The sequence below is a fragment of the Bradyrhizobium sp. CCBAU 45394 genome (assembly GCF_028128655.1).
In the GTDB taxonomy this organism is placed as follows: Bacteria; Pseudomonadota; Alphaproteobacteria; order Rhizobiales; family Xanthobacteraceae; genus Bradyrhizobium; species Bradyrhizobium diazoefficiens.
This window is the reverse complement of record NZ_LBIX01000177.1, coordinates 707,880-725,254: the sequence shown is the minus strand read 5'-3', so window position 1 is coordinate 725,254 and position 17,375 is coordinate 707,880. Positions and strand designations below refer to the sequence as shown.

Annotated in this window: 14 protein-coding genes; 5 read left to right on the top strand and 9 right to left on the bottom strand. The window is 64.9% G+C overall.

Annotated features, from left to right (window positions below; all coding sequences use genetic code 11):
- The first annotated feature begins 49 nt into the window (after nucleotides 1-49).
- Nucleotides 50-712 carry a DUF2147 domain-containing protein gene (locus WN73_RS44080; RefSeq protein ID WP_028172324.1) on the top strand — a complete coding sequence of 221 codons (663 nt, stop codon included), beginning with the start codon at nucleotides 50-52 and terminating at the stop codon, nucleotides 710-712.
- Here the strand turns inward: WN73_RS44080 and WN73_RS44075 are convergent.
- On the bottom strand, nucleotides 680-3,268 hold the full coding sequence (locus WN73_RS44075; RefSeq protein ID WP_011085792.1) for an MMPL family transporter: 2,589 nt from the start codon (nucleotides 3,266-3,268) through the stop codon (nucleotides 680-682). The two genes, WN73_RS44080 and WN73_RS44075, sit on opposite strands and share 33 nt — an antisense overlap.
- Nucleotides 3,269-3,731: 463 nt before the next feature.
- Here WN73_RS44075 and ispH point away from each other — a divergent pair, with 463 nt between their 5' ends.
- Together ispH and hpnH are read left to right on the top strand one after the other, a co-directional pair.
- On the top strand, nucleotides 3,732-4,658 hold the full coding sequence (gene ispH / locus WN73_RS44070; RefSeq protein ID WP_011085791.1) for a 4-hydroxy-3-methylbut-2-enyl diphosphate reductase: 927 nt from the start codon (nucleotides 3,732-3,734) through the stop codon (nucleotides 4,656-4,658).
- Between the two features lie 35 nt (nucleotides 4,659-4,693).
- Nucleotides 4,694-5,854 carry an adenosyl-hopene transferase HpnH gene (gene hpnH, locus WN73_RS44065; protein WP_271558445.1) on the top strand — a complete coding sequence of 387 codons (1,161 nt, stop codon included), beginning with the start codon at nucleotides 4,694-4,696 and terminating at the stop codon, nucleotides 5,852-5,854.
- Nucleotides 5,855-5,931: 77 nt separating this feature from the next.
- On the opposite strand, the gene WN73_RS44060 is transcribed toward hpnH, so the two are convergent.
- The 6 genes from WN73_RS44060 to WN73_RS44035 form a co-directional block, all read right to left on the bottom strand.
- Nucleotides 5,932-6,681 (bottom strand): phosphorylase, encoded by a 750-nt coding sequence (locus WN73_RS44060; protein WP_028172326.1) that lies wholly within the window; start codon nucleotides 6,679-6,681, stop codon nucleotides 5,932-5,934.
- A complete protein-coding gene (gene shc / locus WN73_RS44055) occupies nucleotides 6,678-8,675 on the bottom strand; it encodes a squalene--hopene cyclase (protein ID WP_271558444.1) in 1,998 nt (665 codons plus the stop codon). Before shc ends, WN73_RS44060 begins: the two co-directional genes overlap by 4 nt.
- A gap of 51 nt (nucleotides 8,676-8,726) precedes the next feature.
- Nucleotides 8,727-9,983 carry a hydroxysqualene dehydroxylase HpnE gene (hpnE, locus tag WN73_RS44050; RefSeq protein WP_011085787.1) on the bottom strand — a complete coding sequence of 419 codons (1,257 nt, stop codon included), beginning with the start codon at nucleotides 9,981-9,983 and terminating at the stop codon, nucleotides 8,727-8,729.
- Nucleotides 9,983-10,822, bottom strand: coding sequence for a presqualene diphosphate synthase HpnD (gene hpnD, locus WN73_RS44045; RefSeq protein WP_011085786.1), 840 nt, complete (start codon nucleotides 10,820-10,822; stop codon nucleotides 9,983-9,985). The genes hpnE and hpnD overlap by 1 nt, the downstream gene beginning before the upstream one ends.
- The gene (hpnC, locus tag WN73_RS44040) at nucleotides 10,812-11,696 is read right to left on the bottom strand and encodes a squalene synthase HpnC (protein ID WP_271558443.1); all 885 of its coding nucleotides are present in this window, start codon (nucleotides 11,694-11,696) and stop codon (nucleotides 10,812-10,814) included. The genes hpnD and hpnC overlap by 11 nt, the downstream gene beginning before the upstream one ends.
- 191 nt (nucleotides 11,697-11,887) lie before the next feature.
- Nucleotides 11,888-12,121: a hypothetical protein gene (locus WN73_RS44035; RefSeq protein ID WP_028172330.1), complete on the bottom strand. Its 234-nt coding sequence runs from the start codon at nucleotides 12,119-12,121 to the stop codon at nucleotides 11,888-11,890.
- Between the two features lie 459 nt (nucleotides 12,122-12,580).
- Between WN73_RS44035 and WN73_RS44030 the strand changes: the two genes are divergently transcribed.
- Both WN73_RS44030 and WN73_RS44025 read left to right on the top strand, forming a co-directional pair.
- Complete coding sequence (locus tag WN73_RS44030; RefSeq protein ID WP_271558442.1) at nucleotides 12,581-13,078, top strand: hypothetical protein; 498 nt, start codon at nucleotides 12,581-12,583, stop codon at nucleotides 13,076-13,078.
- Between the two features lie 75 nt (nucleotides 13,079-13,153).
- Complete coding sequence (locus tag WN73_RS44025; protein ID WP_271558441.1) at nucleotides 13,154-13,987, top strand: hypothetical protein; 834 nt, start codon at nucleotides 13,154-13,156, stop codon at nucleotides 13,985-13,987.
- 28 nt (nucleotides 13,988-14,015) lie between these two features.
- Here WN73_RS44025 and WN73_RS44020 read toward each other — a convergent pair whose 3' ends face one another.
- Both WN73_RS44020 and eutC read right to left on the bottom strand, forming a co-directional pair.
- Nucleotides 14,016-16,382: an efflux RND transporter permease subunit gene (locus WN73_RS44020; protein WP_011085781.1), complete on the bottom strand. Its 2,367-nt coding sequence runs from the start codon at nucleotides 16,380-16,382 to the stop codon at nucleotides 14,016-14,018.
- Nucleotides 16,383-16,587: 205 nt separating this feature from the next.
- Nucleotides 16,588-17,373, bottom strand: coding sequence for an ethanolamine ammonia-lyase subunit EutC (eutC, locus tag WN73_RS44015; protein WP_271558440.1), 786 nt, complete (start codon nucleotides 17,371-17,373; stop codon nucleotides 16,588-16,590).
- Between the last annotated feature and the right edge of the window lie 2 nt (nucleotides 17,374-17,375).

Below are 17,375 nucleotides of genomic sequence, written 5' to 3'. Positions count from 1 at the left end.
ATCTTCGCAAGCACAGCTTTAAACCATGTTGCACTGCCAAGGAACACTCATGCGTTTGGCCCTTTACACCGGAATTATACTGGCTGGCGGTTACGCCTGCCTGACTCCTGCTCTCGCCGCCGACCCCACCGGCGACTGGCGGGTCGCCGACGGCGTCGCCAACATCCGTGTCGCCCAATGCAATGGCAGCATGTGGGGCGCGGTTTCCTGGGAAAAGCAGCCTGGCGGCCGTGACGAGAACAACCCGGATGTCTCGAAACAGAACAGGCCGACGCTGGGCATGGCGACCCTGATCGACATGAAGAAGAAGCCCGGCGTCGATCAGTGGGAAGGACAGGTCTACAACGCGAAAGACGGCCAGCTCTACAGCGCGACCATCACTCCGGCCGGTACCGACCAGCTTGAGATCAAGGGCTGCGTGATGGGCTTCCTCTGCGGCGGCGAAACCTGGACCCGGGTCGGACCGCCGATCCCCTTGAGCCCCGCCAACGCCATGGCCAAGGGCGCGCCGAAGCCCACCGGCGCGGCGCCGAAAGCCCAAGGCACTGCACCACCCCAAGGCACGGCGCCCCAAGGCACGACGGGCGCCACAGCGCCTGCGCCCGCGCCGGCCCCGAAAACCGCCACGACGGCCAAGCCCGGTCAGAAGGGCGCCGCCGACCCCGTCGGCGACATCTGCCTACTCCCTGAGATTGCGGGGCTTGCCCATTAGGGCCGGCTGGAACAGCAGCACGGCGGCGAGCGTCGTCACCAGTGAGAGCGCCAGCAGCTTGCCCATGCTGGACGTGCCGGGATGGCTCGACAGCCACAGGCTGCCGAACGCCGTCGCCGTCGTCAGCGCGCTGAAGAAGATCGCGCGTGTCAGGCTGGTCTGAAGCAGGTTTGTTCTGCCCGAGCGCCAGGCCACGACATAGTAGATCTTGAAGGCAACGCCGACGCCGAGCAGCAGCGGGAACGCGACGATGTTGGCGAAGTTGAGCGGCAGGCCGATCAGCACGCAGATCTCGAGCGTGACCGCGCCGGCAACCAGGAGCGGCACCAGCGTCATCAGCACGTCCACGAACCGGCGGAGCGTGATCCACAGCAGAAGGCCGATCACCAGCAGCGCGTAGACGCCGGCGTGGATGAACGCCTTCACCACGGTGTCGCCGGATTTCAGGATCGAGACCGGCCCGCCGATCGCGGTCGGCTCGGCAACGAGCACCGCCGCCGCAAATCTGCGCAGGGTGTCGTTGTCGTTGGGATCGCCCTTGGGCAGCGCCTCGACGCGGATGATGCCGTCCTTGCTCTTCCAGGCGCTGACCAGATCGGGCGGCAATGACTTCAGGGTGACCGGCTCGGCCTGCATCGCGTTCCTGAGCTGGTCGAACACGATCTTCATCGGCGTGACGAACACGTCCTGCGCCTTGTTGCGCATGGCCTCGTCGGCATTGGCGAGCTTCTCGAGCGCGTCCGCAAGGCGGCGCGAGGCGACCGCGCCCGGCCCCTTCGCATCGCCGGCGGTCCGGCGCAGATTGTCGACCGAGGATTTCAGCGCATCGACGTTCTCCTTGTCCGACGGCGCGGCATCGATCTGGTCGGGATTGAGCGCGGGGTTCAGCACCTTGGCGCCCTGTGCGATCAGCTTCAGCTTCGGCTGCTGGTCTTGCGGCACGAAGCTGTCGAGCGACATCACGCGCAGCACCTCCGGCACCTTCTCCAGCTTCGCCTCGACCTGCCGTGCCTGCTCCTCGGACGTCGTCATCACGTTGATGGCATTGGCACCGGTGTTGGGATCCTTGCGCAGGTCGAGGAAGGTCGCGATCGATTCGGCCTTCGGGTTGCGCAGGTTCATCGGGTTGAAGTCGAACTTCATGAAATAGAGCAGCGGCAAGCCGGCGAGCGCGAGCAGCAGCGTGCCCCCCACCACCAGCACACGATGCTTCTCCAGGAAGTGATCGAGCGGCGCCAGGAAGGCGTAGCCCACCGGCTCCTTCTCGCCGGGTGGGTTGAGCAGCTTCAGCATTGCCGGCAGAACGGTGATCGAAGAGAGGAAAGCCACCAGCATGCCGACGCCGGCGATCTGGCCGAGCTCCGCGATGCCTTGATAGTCCGTAGGCATGAAGCAAAGGAAGCCTGCCGCGGTCGCCATCGCCGCAAGCGACAGCGGCACCGCAGAGCGCTTCGCTGCCAGCACCAGCGCACCCGAAAGGTCGTTGTGCTTGTAGCGCTCCGAGCGGTAGCGGACGCTGTACTGGATGCCGAAATCGACGCCGAGGCCGACGAACAGCACCGCGAACGCGATCGACAGCAAATTGAACGATCCGACCATCATCAGGCCGGCGGCGGTCGTGATGGCAAGGCCGACGAAGAGATTGACGAACACCGCGAAGATGATCTTCGCCGAGTGCAGCGCCAGCCACAGGATCAGCAGCACGACGAGGACGGTGCCGACGCCGTTGACGACGGCGCCTTCCTGGACGGTGGCATATTCCTCATTGGCGATCGGCACCGGGCCGGTCAGTCGCACCCGCGCCTGGTATTTGGTCGCGAAATCCAGATCCGCCGCAGCCTTGCGGATCGCGTCGGTAGCGCCCTTGCCGGGCTCCAGCGCGTTGTAGTCGAGGATCGGCTTGAACTCGATGAAGGCGCGCTTGTCGGAATCCGACAGCGGCTCGTCGCTGACGAGTTCGCGCCACGAGAAGCTCGCATTGCCCTTGTTGAGCACGGTCTCGACCGTCTGCGCGATCAGGTTGAAAGGCCGCGCGGTATTGTCGAGCTTGACCTGGCCGCGCTTGACGCCGGCAAGTCCCGTCTCCAGCGCGCCGGTCAGGCCGCGGATCGAGGGGTCGCCCGCCATGATCTCGATCAGGGGCGCCGCCGATTCGAACTCGCCGGTGACCTTGGCGACCTCCTCGGTCGGCAGGAACAAGAGGCCGTTCTTCTCGAAGAACTCGCCGGTGCCGAGCTGCTGCATCGACTGGAAGTTGGTCTTGTCGTCCTTTAGCTTGGCAAACAGCGCGTCCGATGCCGCGGTCGCCATTTCCGGCGTCTTTGCCTCGACCACTGCCGTAATCGTCGCGTCGCGGTCGAAGGCGCGGTCGAATTGCTGGTCGCGCTGGCGCCAGTCCAGATTCTGGGCAATCAGCGAGTTGATGTCGGTGTTGATGGCGAAGTGCTTGGACGTGTAATAGCCGGCCCCCACCGCAAGCAGGAGCCCGAGAACGACGACGAGGGAGGCAAACCGGGTACAGGCCCTGACGATGGCAACGACTACGCTTTGCAGCACATCTTTTCTTTCTGGTGTTAACAGCTTGCCGAAAACGCCCGCTGTTTATCGGAGTTCCCGGGCGAAACCTATTGCTGTTTTAAGTGGCTCTCGCCGCAAGAAGGTTCGAGGTAAACGGCGCGGACCGTGGCAAAATCATGCGGGGCGGTCGGTATAGCCGGGGAGTTGAGGCGGGAAAGTGACGAAGGGGTGAGCACAAATGTCGCCATTTTGCTCATGGCAATTTCCATACTATAATACCGTGCGATTGAGCCGGCGGGGAACCAAAGGTCTATCCGACCTTTCCTTTCTGCCGATTTTTTGACACAAAGTATTGCGCCTCCATGCGCCGGAGCCCCGACGGGGGTGGGTGGCTACCGCGTGCGCGAAACCAATGGTGCGGATATTGCAACTCATTGGTCAGTATCGAGGTGCCGCCGGGAACTTTGAAGCGGATTGGTGCAACTTGCGTGATGGGCGTCCTATGGAAGTTTATCTAGCGCAACCGCGCGGTTTCTGCGCGGGCGTGGTGCGGGCGATCGAGATCGTGGAACGGGCGCTGGAGAAGTTCGGCCCGCCCGTCTACGTGCGCCACGAGATCGTGCACAACAAATACGTGGTCGAGAGCCTGAAGAACAAGGGTGCTATCTTCGTCGAGGAGCTGTCCGAGGTTCCGCCAAAGGCGGTGACCGTTTTCAGCGCCCATGGCGTCGCCCGCAGCGTCGAGGAAGAGGCCGCCGCGCGCGACCTTCCGGTGCTCAATGCCACCTGCCCCCTGGTCACGAAAGTTCACAATCAGGGGAAGCGCTATATCACCAAGGGCCGCACCCTGATCCTGATCGGCCATGCCGGCCACCCCGAGGTCGAGGGCACGATGGGCCAGGTTCCCGCCCCCGTGCTGCTTGTTCAAAGCGTTGAAGAGGTTAACGCCCTCACGCTGCCGGCGGATACGCCAGTGGCCTACATCACCCAGACCACCCTGTCGGTGGACGACACCAGGGACATCATTTCGGCCCTTCAGGCCCGCTTTACAGATATTCAAGGCCCGGATATCCGGGATATCTGCTATGCGACACAGAACCGCCAATCTGCGGTAAGGGACTTGAGCAAGCTGGTCGACGTGATCTTGGTGGTGGGCGCTGCCAATAGCTCGAACTCGAACCGGCTCCGCGAAATCGGCACTGAAGCCGGTGTCGCGAGTTATTTGATTGCCGACGGCAGCGAGCTCAATCCGGAGTGGTTGAAAGATGCCAGGACCGTCGGCGTCACGGCCGGCGCCTCGGCGCCCGAGGTACTCGTGGATGACGTGATCGAAGCGATGCGGCGGATCGGACCAGTCAAGGTCCAGGTGCTGCCGGGCCGCGAGGAAAACATCGAATTCCGGCTTCCGGCCGAACTGGCTGCGAGCTGACCCACCCGAATTTCAAGCCCAGAAAGAAACGTGTAATGGCTATCCCCTTCTTCAAGGAAATGCGTATCGGCGGCTATTTGCTCAAGCAGAAACTGCTTGGCCGCAAACGCTATCCGCTCGTGCTGATGCTGGAGCCGCTGTTCCGCTGCAACCTCGCCTGCGTCGGCTGCGGCAAGATCGATTATCCGGATGCGATCCTGAACCGCCGCATGACGGCGCAGGAGTGCTGGGACGCGGCCGACGAATGCGGTGCGCCGATGGTCGCCATTCCCGGCGGCGAGCCGCTGATCCACAAGGAGATCGGCGAGATCGTGCGCGGCCTCGTCGCGCGCAAGAAGTTCGTGTCGCTCTGCACCAACGCGCTGCTGCTCGAGAAGAAGCTCGATTTGTTCGAGCCTTCCCCGTATTTGTTCTTCTCCGTGCATCTCGACGGCTTGAAGGACCATCACGACAAGGCGGTGTCGCAGAAGGGCGTGTTCGACCGCGCCGTCTCCGCGATCAAGGCGGCCAAGGCGCGCGGCTTCACGGTCAACGTCAACGCCACCATCTTCGACGGCCATCCGGCCGAGGAGATCACGAAGTTCCTCGACCTCACGGTCGAGCTCGGTGTCGGCGTCTCGATGTCGCCGGGCTACGCCTATGAGCGCGCGCCGGACCAGGAGCACTTCCTCAACCGCACCAAGACCAAGAAGCTGTTCCGCGACGTCTTCGCGATGGGCAAGGGCAAGAAGTGGAACTTCATGCATTCCGGCCTGTTCCTCGACTTCCTCGCCGGCAACCAGGAATACGAGTGCACGCCGTGGGGCATGCCCGCGCGCAACATCTTCGGCTGGCAGAAGCCCTGCTATCTGCTCGGTGAAGGCTATGCCAAGACCTTCAAGGAGCTGATGGACACCACCGACTGGGAGACCTACGGCACCGGCAAGTACGAGAAGTGCGCCGACTGTATGGCCCATTGCGGCTACGAGCCGACCGCGGCGACCGCAGCGCTGAACAACCCGCTGAAGGCGATGTGGGTGTCGCTGCGCGGCGTCAAGACCTCTGGCCCGATGGCGCCGGAGATCGACATGAGCAAGCAGCGCCCGGCGCAGTACATCTTCTCGGAGCAGGTCCAGAAGAAGCTCTCCGAGATCCGCAAGGACGAGGCCGCCGCCGCCGAGCAGAAGGCCGCACGGAAGGCCTCGACGGCGGCGTAAGCGAGAACAACGCCACGAACGAAAAAGGCCCGGTCGCCAATGGCGACCGGGCCTTTTCTTTTGTCAGATCGAGACGCTCAGACCGTCTCGGCGACCAGCGCCTCGCTGTCGACCAGCTCGGTGCCGATCAGGAAGTCGCGGCAGCCGCGCAGGGAGCGCAGCGCGCGGTTGAAGTCGATGCCGGTCGAGACCAGGGCATGCAGCGTCGTCGGATTGCGCACGATGCCACGCAGGACGGCCGCGAGGTCGATCTGGCCGTTCGGCTTGATCGCGGCGCGGGCGAGCGCCGGCAGCGCGCGATGGGCGGGGTCGCTAATGACGCGGACCGCGGCAAAGGGCAGCCCCGCCTCGGCGGCGTAGGCGGCCGCGATGTGGCTTTCCATGTCGACGGCGGAGGCGCCGGTCTCCGAATGCAGCGCCGCCTTGCAGGACCGCCCGGTGACCACTTCCTCGGCGCCGGCGAGGCTGCCGCGCACCACGCGGCGGCGCCCTGACGTGAGGCGGTCGATCAGGTCGTCGCCGAGCGATAGGCCAGCAGCCCAACGGGTGTCGCCTGACAGCACCTCGGTCGCCAGCACGACGTCGCCGGAGCGCAGCGTCGGGTCGAGCCCGCCGGCCACGCCGAACGAGATCACGCCGCGAATCGTCTCAGGATCCACCACGGTCAGGAGCGCCCGCAACTGGGTCGGGCTGCTGGACGAGCAGATGACGGCCATTCCGGGGCCCGCCGCGATGCGGGCCTCCTGAACCAGACCGGTCACAATGAGTATTGGCCGCGGATCAATGGCATTGCCCGCGGTAAGATAGTCCCCCGTCCCCAAAGTCACATTCCGACCCCTACCACCCTGCTGTTGGTGTTCCGCAAGTTCCGGTACCGCGCCAGCGCCCACAGCGGGAAGAACTTCGAGTAACCATGATACCGTAGATAGAATACACGGGGAAAGCCTGTGGCGGTGTACCGCTGCTCGTCCCACAGTCCTTTTTCGTTCTGTGTTGCAATCAGGTACTCCACCCCGCGGGCGACGGCCGGGTGATCAACCTCGCCTGCCGCCATCAGGGCAAGCAAGGCCCATGCCGTTTGCGAGGCGGTCGAGGGGGCGGCTTCCCAGCCCTTGTAGTCCAGCCGGTAGCTGACGGCGTCCTCGCCCCAGCCCCCGTCCTTGTTCTGGATCGAGGCCAGCCAGTCGGCGGCTTTCCGAATCATCGGGTCGTCGTGGCGGACGCCGGCCATGTTCAGGGCGCAGAGCACCGACCAGGTTCCATAGATGAAGTTCATGCCCCAGCGGCCGTACCAGGACCCTTCCGGGTGCTGGGTCTTGCGGAGGTAGGCGACCCCGTCGGCCACATGCTTGCTGGTCTTGGCGGTCTCGCCGAGCTGGGCCAGCATCGAGACGCAGCGCGCGGTGACGTCCTCGGTCGGCGGATCTAGCAGTGCGCCGTGGTCCGAGAACGGGATGTTGTTCAGGTAATATTCGAGATTGTTGACGTCGAAGGCGGCCCAGCCGCCGTCGTCGCTCTGCATGCCCTCGATCCACTCCCGGCCACGGTCGATCGCGGAATCATAGCCGGTGACGCCGTGCTCCCGGCGCATCCGGTCCATCGACATCACCACGACCGCGGTGTCGTCGAGATCGGGATAGTAGGCATTGTTGTACTGGAACGCCCAGCCGCCCGGGCGCACGTCGGGCCGCTTCACGGCCCAGTCGCCCTTCACCTCGAGCTCCTGCTTCGGGATCAGCCAGTCGAGGCCTTGCTTCGCCGCAGGCACGGCCTTGTCGCCGCCGGCTTCCAGCAGCGCGTGGGCGGTCAGCGTCGTATCCCACACCGGCGAGACGCAGGGCTGGCAATAGGCCTCGTCGTCGCCGATCACGAGCAGCTTGTCGATGCCCCGGCGCGTGACCGCGCGCGGCGGATAGTTCTCGTCCTTGCCGAGCGCGTCGTACATCATGACGAGGTTGGCCATCGGCGGATAGATCGCGCCCATGCCGTCCTCGCCGTTGAGCCGCTCCTCGCTGAAGGCGAGCGCGGTGTCGATGGCGCGCTTGCGCAGGCTCTTCGGAAACAGCGGCTCGATGACGCGCAAGATCGCATCGAGCGAACGGAACAGCAGGAACCAGGCCATGCTCTGGTGCGGCGCCTTCGCGGTCATGCCGATCGAGCGCGGATCCTGGAGAAACAGCTCGTCGATGCCGACGCCCTTCGGATTCTTCGCGCGCGGCTTCAGCGCGGCGATCACCATCAGCGGCACCATGGTGGTGCGCGCCCAGTAGGAGATCTTGTTGATGTGGAACGGCGACCAGAACGGCAGCAGCATGATCTCGATCGGCAGCACCGGCACCGCGCGCCAGGTCACGATGCCGAACATCGCGAGCATGAAGCGCGTGAAGACGTTGCTGTGAATAGCGCCGCCGCGGGCGTGGATCGCCTCGCGCGCACGCACCATGTGCGGGGCGTCGATGGAATCCCCGATCATCTTCAGCGCGAAGTACGCCTTCACGCTGGCGCTCATGTCGAACTCGCCGTCATGCACGAGCGGCCAGCCGCCATGGGTGCCCTGCACGCGACGGAGATAATTGCCGATCTTGGCCTCGAGCACGGTGTCGACCGGCTCGGCGAGATAGTGGCGCAACAGAACGTATTCGGCCGGAATCGTGCAGTCGGCCTCGAGCTCGAACACCCAATGGCCGTCGGATTGCTGGAAGCCGAGGACGCCTTGCGTGGCGGACGCAATGCTCGATTCCAAGATCTTCGATTCCAAGATCTTCGATTCCGAGATCTTGGATTCCTGGGCTTCGCGGGCGGTCGCGTTCAAGGAATCCATCTGGCTCGATTACTCCGATAGTTGATTTGAATTGACCGGGACAAATTCCCGTCAGGGCCGCTGTGCGGCCAGCACCAGATCGGCGGCGCGATCACCGGACCGGACCGATCCCTCGATGGTTGCAGGCAATCCCGTAGCAGTCCAGTCGCCGGCGAGGAACAGGTTTTTCAGCGCGGTGACCGGCCCCGGACGCAGGGCATTCTGCGCCGGCGTGGCGGCAAAGGTGGCGCGCCGCTCGCGCACGATCTGCCAGGGAGGCAGCTCGCCGGAAACGCCGCCTGCCTCGCAGACGTCGTTCCAGATCGCTTGCGCGAGTTCCTCGCGCGGCATGTCGACGAGACGGTCGCCGTTGCTGATGGTCACGGAAAGCCGGTTCGGGAACGCGAACAGCCATTCCACGATGCCGCCGATCACGCCCAGGATCGGCGGCGAACCCGGCGGCGGCTCAAAACGGAAATGTGCATTCACGATGGCGCGGAATTCGGTCGGCGTCTTCAGGCCCGGCAGCAGGCTGGCGGCGGCACGCGGCGGCACCGCCATCACGACGACATCGCCGTCGGCGAGCTGGATCACGTCCTCGCCGCCGAAATTCAGCGCGCCGGCCTTGCCGTCACTGGTCACGAACGCGCGCAGCTCATGGCCGAGCTGAACCGAGTGGCCGCGCTCCTGCAAGAACTTCACGGCGGGCTCGATCAGCACGGCGCTAAGGCCGTCGCGCGCGATCAAGGGACGGCAAGCCTGTCCGCCGGCAAGCAGCGTCTCGCGCACGATCGCGCCGGCGAGTCCGGCCGAGCCCTCGGGCGGATCGACGTTGAGCGCGGCGAGCAGCAGCGGCTGCACCAGGCGCTGATAGAGCACGCCTTCGGTAGGAATGGACTTGCCGACCAGCGTCTCCTCCGAGGCCCAGATCAGCGGCGCCAGCTTGAGATAGTCGGTGAGGCCCGTGTCGGGAACGCGGCGGCTCTCGTCGAGCACCCAGGTCGGCAGCCGGCCGGTGCCGAGATCGATCTGCCAGCGCTGCCCGGTCTTGATGTCGACGAAGGGAAACTGCGCGCTTTCAGGGCCGACCAGGCCCGCCTCGGTCCCGATCGAGCGCGCATAGGCGCGCGCATGGCTGTTGCCCGACAGCAGCAGATGATTGCCGTTGTCGATGGTGAGGTTGGTTGCGCCGTCGAAATAAGAACGGCAGCGGCCGCCGGCCTGGTGCGTCGCCTCGTGCACGGCGACCTTGAAGCCGGCATTGGCGAGCCGCACGGCGGCGGAGAGGCCGGAAATTCCAGCGCCGATGATGTGAGCTGTGTTTTGCATCAGATGAAAGCGTAACGGAGCAGGATCAGGATGCGTGTGACCTTCGACACACGCACCGGCTCGCGCGGCGCGTTGAAGCCGCGCGCGATCAGGAGGTCCAGAATGGAATGATAGTATTTCGACATGATCCGCGGCGCACGCACGGTGCGGCGCTTGTTGCGGTTCATGATCTCGTCCGACTTCTCGAAATGGACCTTCGCGCGCTGCGCCAGCGGCAGGCAGACCTTCGGCAGCGCACGCTCGGCGATGACGCGGTTCGGGTCGTTGGAGGTGATGCCGGCATGCAGCAGCGCTTCGCGCGGCAGATAGAGCCGGCCGAGGCCGGCGTCCTCGTCGATGTCGCGCAGGATGTTGGTGAGCTGAAGCGCGCGGCCGAGATGATAGGCGAGCTGGATGCCGTCCTCTTCGGGCAGGCCGAACACCCGCACCGACAGCCGCCCCACTGCGCTGGCGACCCGATCGCAATAGAGATCGAGCGTCGCCATGTCGGGTGCGCGGATGTCCTGCGGCACGTCCATCTCCATGCCGTCGACGATGGCCAGGAAATCCTCGCGCTTGAGCCCGAAGGTCTTCACCGAGGCGACGTAGTCCTTCAACCGCGGCGGCGGATTGCCCTGATAGAGCGCGTCGATGTCGGTGCGCCACGCCTGAAGCGCGGCGAGCCGCTCCTCGCGCGGGCCGTCGGAATCGGCGATGTCGTCGACCTGCCGGCAGAAGCTGTAGATCTGGAACATCGCTTCGCGCTGGTCATGCGGCAGGATGCGCATCGCGGCGTAGAACGAGCTGCCGGATGCGGTCGAGCCATAACTGGCGCCGGGCGAGGTCGCCTCAAGCGTCATGTGCAGTCCCCGGTCTGGAAATGGCCTTGCGTCCGATCGCGCGGCGGCCGACTTCGCCGATCATGCCGGCGAGGCTGAAGGTGAGGAGCTCGAACTTGTTGAGATGCACGCGCTCGCGCAGGGGATCGCGCACCTTGAGCAGGCGCACGATGCGGTCAGCATAGGCTTGGATCACCGCGACGTCGATGCCGAGGCGGAAATCCCGGATCTCCGCAGTTAACGACCTGCCCTCGTCCAGCAGCGCTTCGTTGCGCACGGCGAGCCCCTGAAGGCAGGCCAGCATCGCCGGCGGCGACTGGGCAAGGCCGAGCTGCTCGACCGAGGCGCCGCTCGCGGCCAGCGCATCGCGCGGCAGATAGACGCGGTTGAGCTCGCGAAAATCCTTGCCGCAATCCTGGAGGTGGTTGTTGATCTGGAGCGCCGCGCAAAGCGCGTCCGACGCGGCCCAGGTCGAGGTGCTCTCGCCGTGGACGTCGAGCATGAAACGGCCGACCGGCATCGCCGAGTAACGGCAATAGTGGATCACCTCGTCCCAGTTCTCGTAGCGCAGCTTGGTGACGTCCATGCGGAAGGCGATGAGCACGTCGAGCGCGTGGCGCGGCGCCATGCCGCGCTCGGCGAGCGCGCGCCGCAAGACGACGGCTTCGGCCTGGGTGTCGCCCTTGCCGAGCAGTTCCGCCTCGAGCAGGTCGAGATAGGCGAGCTTCTGGTCGCCTGGCAGCGTCGCGTGGTCGGCGATGTCGTCGGCAGTACGGACGAAATTGTAATACGCCAGGATCAGCGCGCGATGACGCGGATGAATGATCCAGGACGCGACGGGAAAATTCTCGTCGCGGTCACCCTTGCCGGATCGCAATTCGCTCGCAGAGGTCATCGAGGGCTGGTTTACAATCGTTTGGACAGGAAGAGCTTTTTCGCTCGCGCGGGCTCGTGCCGGCGATGCCGCCGCGGCCCCCATATAGGGGAATACGGCCGCAAAACCAATCCTGTCTCTCGAAGGCTGCCCTGCGGATCCGGCCTGAAAAAGGCGGCCCCGGGGCCGCCCTTGTGGGCCAGTGGCCGAGCTTACTGGTTGTGGTTCTTCAGAACTTGGTCGCAGGCCTGCGAGATCTTGGTCCGGTTCTCCTTCAGGCAGGCCAGGATGGTGAAATCGCCCTGATCGATGACCGGACGGCAGAACTTCTGCACATCGCGCGTGCAGGCCTTCTGCTCGGAGTCCGTGCCACGCCCTTGCTGGGCAAATGCCGCCGTGGAAAGGGACGCCGACAGCAGGGTGAGAGCGACGAGAAGCTTACGCATTGTATTCCTTCATTCTGACGGCAGAATCGCACCAATCCCGGACAGCACAGGGCGGACGACCGGAACGGAATGTTCTGATGGCAAGTCGCCGCGGAGCGTGCGGCCTCGGAGAAGGCACAAGCACTGGCAAATGCGGCCAAATTGGCGCCACATCCACCAAATCAGGTCTTCCCTGCGCCTTCATTGGCAGATGTAAGGGATTGATACTACGTCATAATTCAGGCGGCCCGCATTTTACTGCACGCCTGTTGCAGAGCTGCATCGCTCAGCCCCTCCGTTTCGGCCGGAAACATGCCGAAACACGGGAAATCGCAGCCGCCGGGCATGGCGCAAGGCCTCATGAACCGCCATCTCTGGCGGCCAGGCTTTGAACCTGACACGGGCTCGAAGCACTAAACCTTCGATGTGGCGAGACGTCCCGATCTTGAGCGGACGTCGTTCCAAAACGGGATATTTGTGATGAAATTCTTTGGGCGATCTGGACTGGCAATCAAGGCGGCCGGCATCGCGGCTGCGCTGCTCTTCTCGGTTTCGGCAAGCCACGCACAGTCGTCCGGACCGTTTGCCGGTTTTGACGGCGCGTGGACCGGCACCGGCACGGTGTCGCTGTCCGACGGCTCCACCGAGCGCATCCGCTGCAAGGCCGACTACAAGGTCGCCGGCAGCGGTCTCAACCTGAAGCAGGCGCTGCACTGCGCGTCCGACAGCTACAAGTTCGACCTCACCAGCGACGTGACGAGCCAGGGCGACCGCATCTCCGGCAACTGGAGCGAGGCCAGCCGCAACATCTTCGGCAATCTCCAGGGCACCGCCGGCGGCGGCCAGATCGAGGTGTTCGTCGAGGCCAACGGCTTCGCCGCCAACCTGTCGCTGCGCACCAACGGCACCAAGCAGACGGTGCAGATCAGTTCCAAGGGCGAGATCCGCGGCGTCAACATCACGATGACGAAGGGCTGACGCCCTTTCCGCATCGAGAGAAACACGCCCCCGGTTCTCGCGAGCCGGGGGCTTTTTGCTGACATTGTTGCGGACATGGACCCAATTCGCAGACATCTGCTCAAGGCCGCCGGCCTTATCGTCGCCAGTCGCGCCTTCGCAAATGACCAGCAAGGAACGAGCATGCAGCCTTCGTCCGTGAAACCACGTCACGTGCTCTGCTTCCTCGGCAAGGACGACAGCCTGCTGCAGCCACCGAAGGCGGTGGCCAGGACGATCGCGGATTTCAACTTCGAGATCGACCGCACCTATTCGCAAGCCAAGCCCGATCCGCACCTGGAGCGGTCGTTCGGCGTGTGCTGGGACCGTGTCTTTCCCAATGCATGGTCTGCCGCCGACGAAGCAGCCGTGGCCAACCACAAATCGGTGCTCTACGTGCTGAGCCCGCCGATGGACCAGCAGAAGACGGTCGCCTATTCGGCAGCGGCCTTGCGCATCGTCGAGGAGATGATCGAGGCCGGTGCCACCGCCGTGAAGGGCGAAAGCGCAGGCGTTGCCCACGGGCTTGCGCGATGGCGCAGTCTCGCCGATCAGGCACGCACAGGCGCAAAGACCAGCGAGGGCCTTGGCATGACGCTCGCCCTCGCGAAGGCCTGTCGTCTTGCCTTCGCCAAGCGCCCGCTCGGCGGCGATCGCTATTACGAGACCGTCGGCTATCACCTCCTCGGTTTGCCGGAGGTCTATGTCGCGAAATCGCGCGGCAACGAATGGTCCGCGGTGATGCTCATGGAGGAGATCGCAAACGCGATGGCCGAGCGCGGCATCGACGCGACGCTGCGCGATCGCAAGCTTACGCTCTCGCGGGAACAGGACTACGCCGAGGACGACTTCAAGTTCAACCCGTACGGCATCATCCGCATCGAAGCCTGAGCACAGGGCAGCGTTCGCCGCCCCGCGCTTAGATCGCGCGCTTGTCCGCGCCCTGAAGCTTGGCGTGCAGGTTGATCAGCCACATCGCCGTCGGCCGCAGGATGAAGAGGTCGGCGACGAGGGCCATGACCATCGAGAAGGCGCTGAGCCAGCCGAACAGCCGCAGCGACGGCAGGTCGGAGAACACGGTGACGACGAGGCCGCAGGCCAGCACCACCGTGGTCAGGATCAAGGCCGGTCCGACCAGCACGGTCGCCCGCTCCACCGCGAGCGCCGAGCCGACGCCCGGCTTGCTCTCCAGCCTCAAGCGATTGAGGAAGTGGATGGTGGCGCTCAATCCCAGGCCGAACGAGACTGTGAGCGCGACGACGCTGGCGAATTGCAGCCCCTCGCCCATCGCCCACAGCACCGTCCCCGACATCACGACAGGGAAGATGCCCGGCAGGATGCAGGCGAACATCACCACCCAGGAGCGGAAGGCGAGGCCGATGAAGATCGCGACCAGTGCGAATTCGACGGTGAGCCCGCGGTTCAGCTTCTCGATCATGCTGGCGGAATTGCGCGCCGCGATGGCGGCAAGGCCCGTCACCGCGACCTCGTAGCCGGGATGCTTCTTGCGGACGGCGTCGAGCTCGGAATCGAGCTTGTCCACGATCGGCAGGAGTTGGCTGGAATCCTTGTCCGGCACGCGGCCTGCGACCACGACCGCATCCTGCTCGGCGTCGATGAACCGCCGCACCAGATGCTCGGGAATGACGCCGATATATTCCTTCAGCGTCGCAACGTCGGCGCTGCCGGCCTTTTCCGCGAGCCAGCGGCGCAGGGTCTCGACCGACCAGACGTTGCCGACACCGGCCGCCTTCTCCACGGTCGCATGCACGTCGGCGATCGTCTGCAGCGTCTCCGGCGAATAGAGCGATTCACCCTTGGGGAACTGGACCAGCACGTTGACCGGGTTGGCGCCGGTGAGCTTGGCGTCGAGCCGGTCGCTGGCGGCGACCGCCTGGCGCTTGTCCGGCACCTGGTCGGCAAGCCGGTAGCGCGGCTCCAGATTGGCGTAGATGACGCCGAGGCCGCCGACGAACAGCACCGCGATCAGGCTGAACAGGCCTGGCCGGCCGACCATGCGCACCGCGATCCAGTAGCAGAAATTGCGTAGCGCCTGGACGCCGGCGTCCGCCCCCTGGAACTTGACCGCGAAGACCTTCTCGTTGCGCACGAACAGCACGCCGAACACCGGCACCAGCGACAGCACCGCGACCAGCGCGATGATGGTGGCGGCGAGCCCCGCCTCGCCGAACTTGCGGATCAGGTCGGAGCTGGAGAACTGGAGCGCGATGAAGGAAATACCGGCGGTGCCGTGCGTCAGCACGCAGGCGGGTCCCACCACCAGCACGGCGTTCTTGAACGCGGTGAACTTGTCCTGGCCCGCGATCAGCCTGTCGCGCGCGGCGAAAGTCAGCTGCATCGAGTCCGAGAAGCTGATGACCATGATGAGCGGCGTCATCACGTTCAGGAACATGTTGAGATTGAAGTTCGCCCAGCCCAGCGCGCCGAGCGCCAACAGGATCGCGATCATCGGCGGGAACGCGGCCGCGATCATGAACGAGATCTTGCGGAAGAAGATGATGGCGATGACGCAGCCGGCGAGAATGCCGAGGATGTTGTAGGTCAGCCCGTCGCGCTCGACCGCGTTGCGGATCTCGAGCTGCATCACCGGCACGCCGGAGAGCTGCACGTTGAGCCCGGTGTCGCCGAGATCCTCCTTCATCAGCGCGCGGATGTCGGCGACGGTCTTGGTCAGCTTGCTGGAGGCGACCACCTCCGGATCGAGCGACAGCACGATCAGGGCCAGCGTGCCGTCCTCCGACAACAACTTGCCGCGGATGATCTCGTTGTTCTTGACGGTCTCGATGAACTTGTCATAGGCCGCGCCCTCGGGCAGCTCGGGCGGGAACAGCGCCGCCGGCAGCTTGCCCGGCGCCGGTGCCTGACGCGCCGAGAACAGCGAGACGAGGCCACGCGTGCCCTCGACCAGCTGCATGTCGGTGATGAAGTCGCGCAGCTTCTCGAGGTTGTTCCGAGCCAGGAGGTTCTTGCCTTCGACCACGACGAGGACGTCGAACTCCTCGGCCGGAAACTTCTTCGTCACCTCTTCGTACTGGTGGAATTCGCGGGTGTCGGAGCGGAACAGCTGCGACAGCGAATCGTCGATCTTGATCCGGTGGATGCCGAAAACGGCGCCCACGATCAGGACGAGCAGGACGATGCAGGAGACGATCGGCGCCCGGACGGCGATCAGCCCGATGCGCTCCAACCCGAAGGCGATGGAGGACGCGGGTCCCTGCTCGACCTTGTCGACATGAACCTCACTCTCGCTGTGCTTTTCGAGCATGCCTTATCCAGTTCCTAAATCGGCTCGGTCTGTGAGCTTATTGCGCTCCGCGAACGGCTTGAAAACGCCATACCAATGGGAGGCTTGCCCCTTGAAAATGCGCGGAAAATCGCCGCGAGGGGTTTAGCAGGTCCATAGCCTCCCTCGCAAGCAGGCGAAGTGTGGCCAAATCGATCAAGATGTAGCGATTTTGCCGGAATGCCCGTTATTCGGGCAAGGACGTGCCAATTCGACGCGGCGCCCGGTCCGCGCTCTCGTCTTTCAGTGCGACGCCGGTGACCTCCCTTGCCAGCCCCTCCCGGAGGAGCCAGGCGATCTTGAAGGCGGCCTCGTCATAGCTCAACCCAGCGTGGTGGATGTTCGACACGCAATTGCGCTCGGCATCGGTGCGGCCCGGCGTCGGCGCGAAGGTCAGATAGGCGCCGAGGCTGTCGGGCGCGGACAGGCCGGGTCGCTCGCCGATCAGCGTCACGACCATGCGCGCGCCGAGAATGGCGCCGATCTGGTCGCCGAGCGCGACGCGCGCGCCGGAGGCGACGACAACATGGCCGAGCGCGACAGCATCGTCGGCTGCGAGCAGCGGCAGCAGGCGCGTCACCAGCGCCACCGCATGGGCGTGGACCGCCGCCGCCGACAGGCCGTCGCCGATCACGATCGCAAGCTGGCATGGCCTTGAGGCAATTCGCGCCAGAGCCTCGATTGAGCCGGCATCAAGCTGCCGCCCCAGATCCGGCCGCCGCAGATAGTCCCTGCGGTCGGCCGCCTGGCTCCTCGCCTCGGTGACGGCGAGGCCGAGCGCACCGAGATCCGCGAGCAGCCGCGGTACGTCGAAGACTGCATGCACGGCATCGCGGGCCCGGGCGTGGTCCAGCGTGAAGTCGAGCAGCGCGCGTGTCGGCACGCTTGCGCCGCTGCGGCCGAGCGCAACGCGCGCAGGCGTGAACGACCGCAGATCGAGAGTCGGACGGCGCGGGACGGCCGGATCAGACATGT

Bases quoted from the DNA above. Each gene is read 5' to 3' on its own strand.
- WN73_RS44080 (WP_028172324.1), top strand. From the start codon at position 50: ATGCGTTTGGCCCTTTACACCGGAATTATACTGGCTGGCGGTTACGCC.
- ispH (WP_011085791.1), top strand. From the start codon at position 3,732: ATGGAAGTTTATCTAGCGCAACCGCGCGGTTTCTGCGCGGGCGTGGTG.
- hpnH (WP_271558445.1), top strand. From the start codon at position 4,694: ATGGCTATCCCCTTCTTCAAGGAAATGCGTATCGGCGGCTATTTGCTC.
- shc (WP_271558444.1), bottom strand. From the start codon at position 8,675: ATGGATTCCTTGAACGCGACCGCCCGCGAAGCCCAGGAATCCAAGATC.
- hpnE (WP_011085787.1), bottom strand. From the start codon at position 9,983: ATGCAAAACACAGCTCACATCATCGGCGCTGGAATTTCCGGCCTCTCC.
- hpnD (WP_011085786.1), bottom strand. From the start codon at position 10,822: ATGACGCTTGAGGCGACCTCGCCCGGCGCCAGTTATGGCTCGACCGCA.
- hpnC (WP_271558443.1), bottom strand. From the start codon at position 11,696: ATGACCTCTGCGAGCGAATTGCGATCCGGCAAGGGTGACCGCGACGAG.
- WN73_RS44035 (WP_028172330.1), bottom strand. From the start codon at position 12,121: ATGCGTAAGCTTCTCGTCGCTCTCACCCTGCTGTCGGCGTCCCTTTCC.
- WN73_RS44030 (WP_271558442.1), top strand. From the start codon at position 12,581: ATGAAATTCTTTGGGCGATCTGGACTGGCAATCAAGGCGGCCGGCATC.
- WN73_RS44025 (WP_271558441.1), top strand. From the start codon at position 13,154: ATGGACCCAATTCGCAGACATCTGCTCAAGGCCGCCGGCCTTATCGTC.
- WN73_RS44020 (WP_011085781.1), bottom strand. From the start codon at position 16,382: ATGCTCGAAAAGCACAGCGAGAGTGAGGTTCATGTCGACAAGGTCGAG.
- eutC (WP_271558440.1), bottom strand. From the start codon at position 17,373: ATGTCTGATCCGGCCGTCCCGCGCCGTCCGACTCTCGATCTGCGGTCG.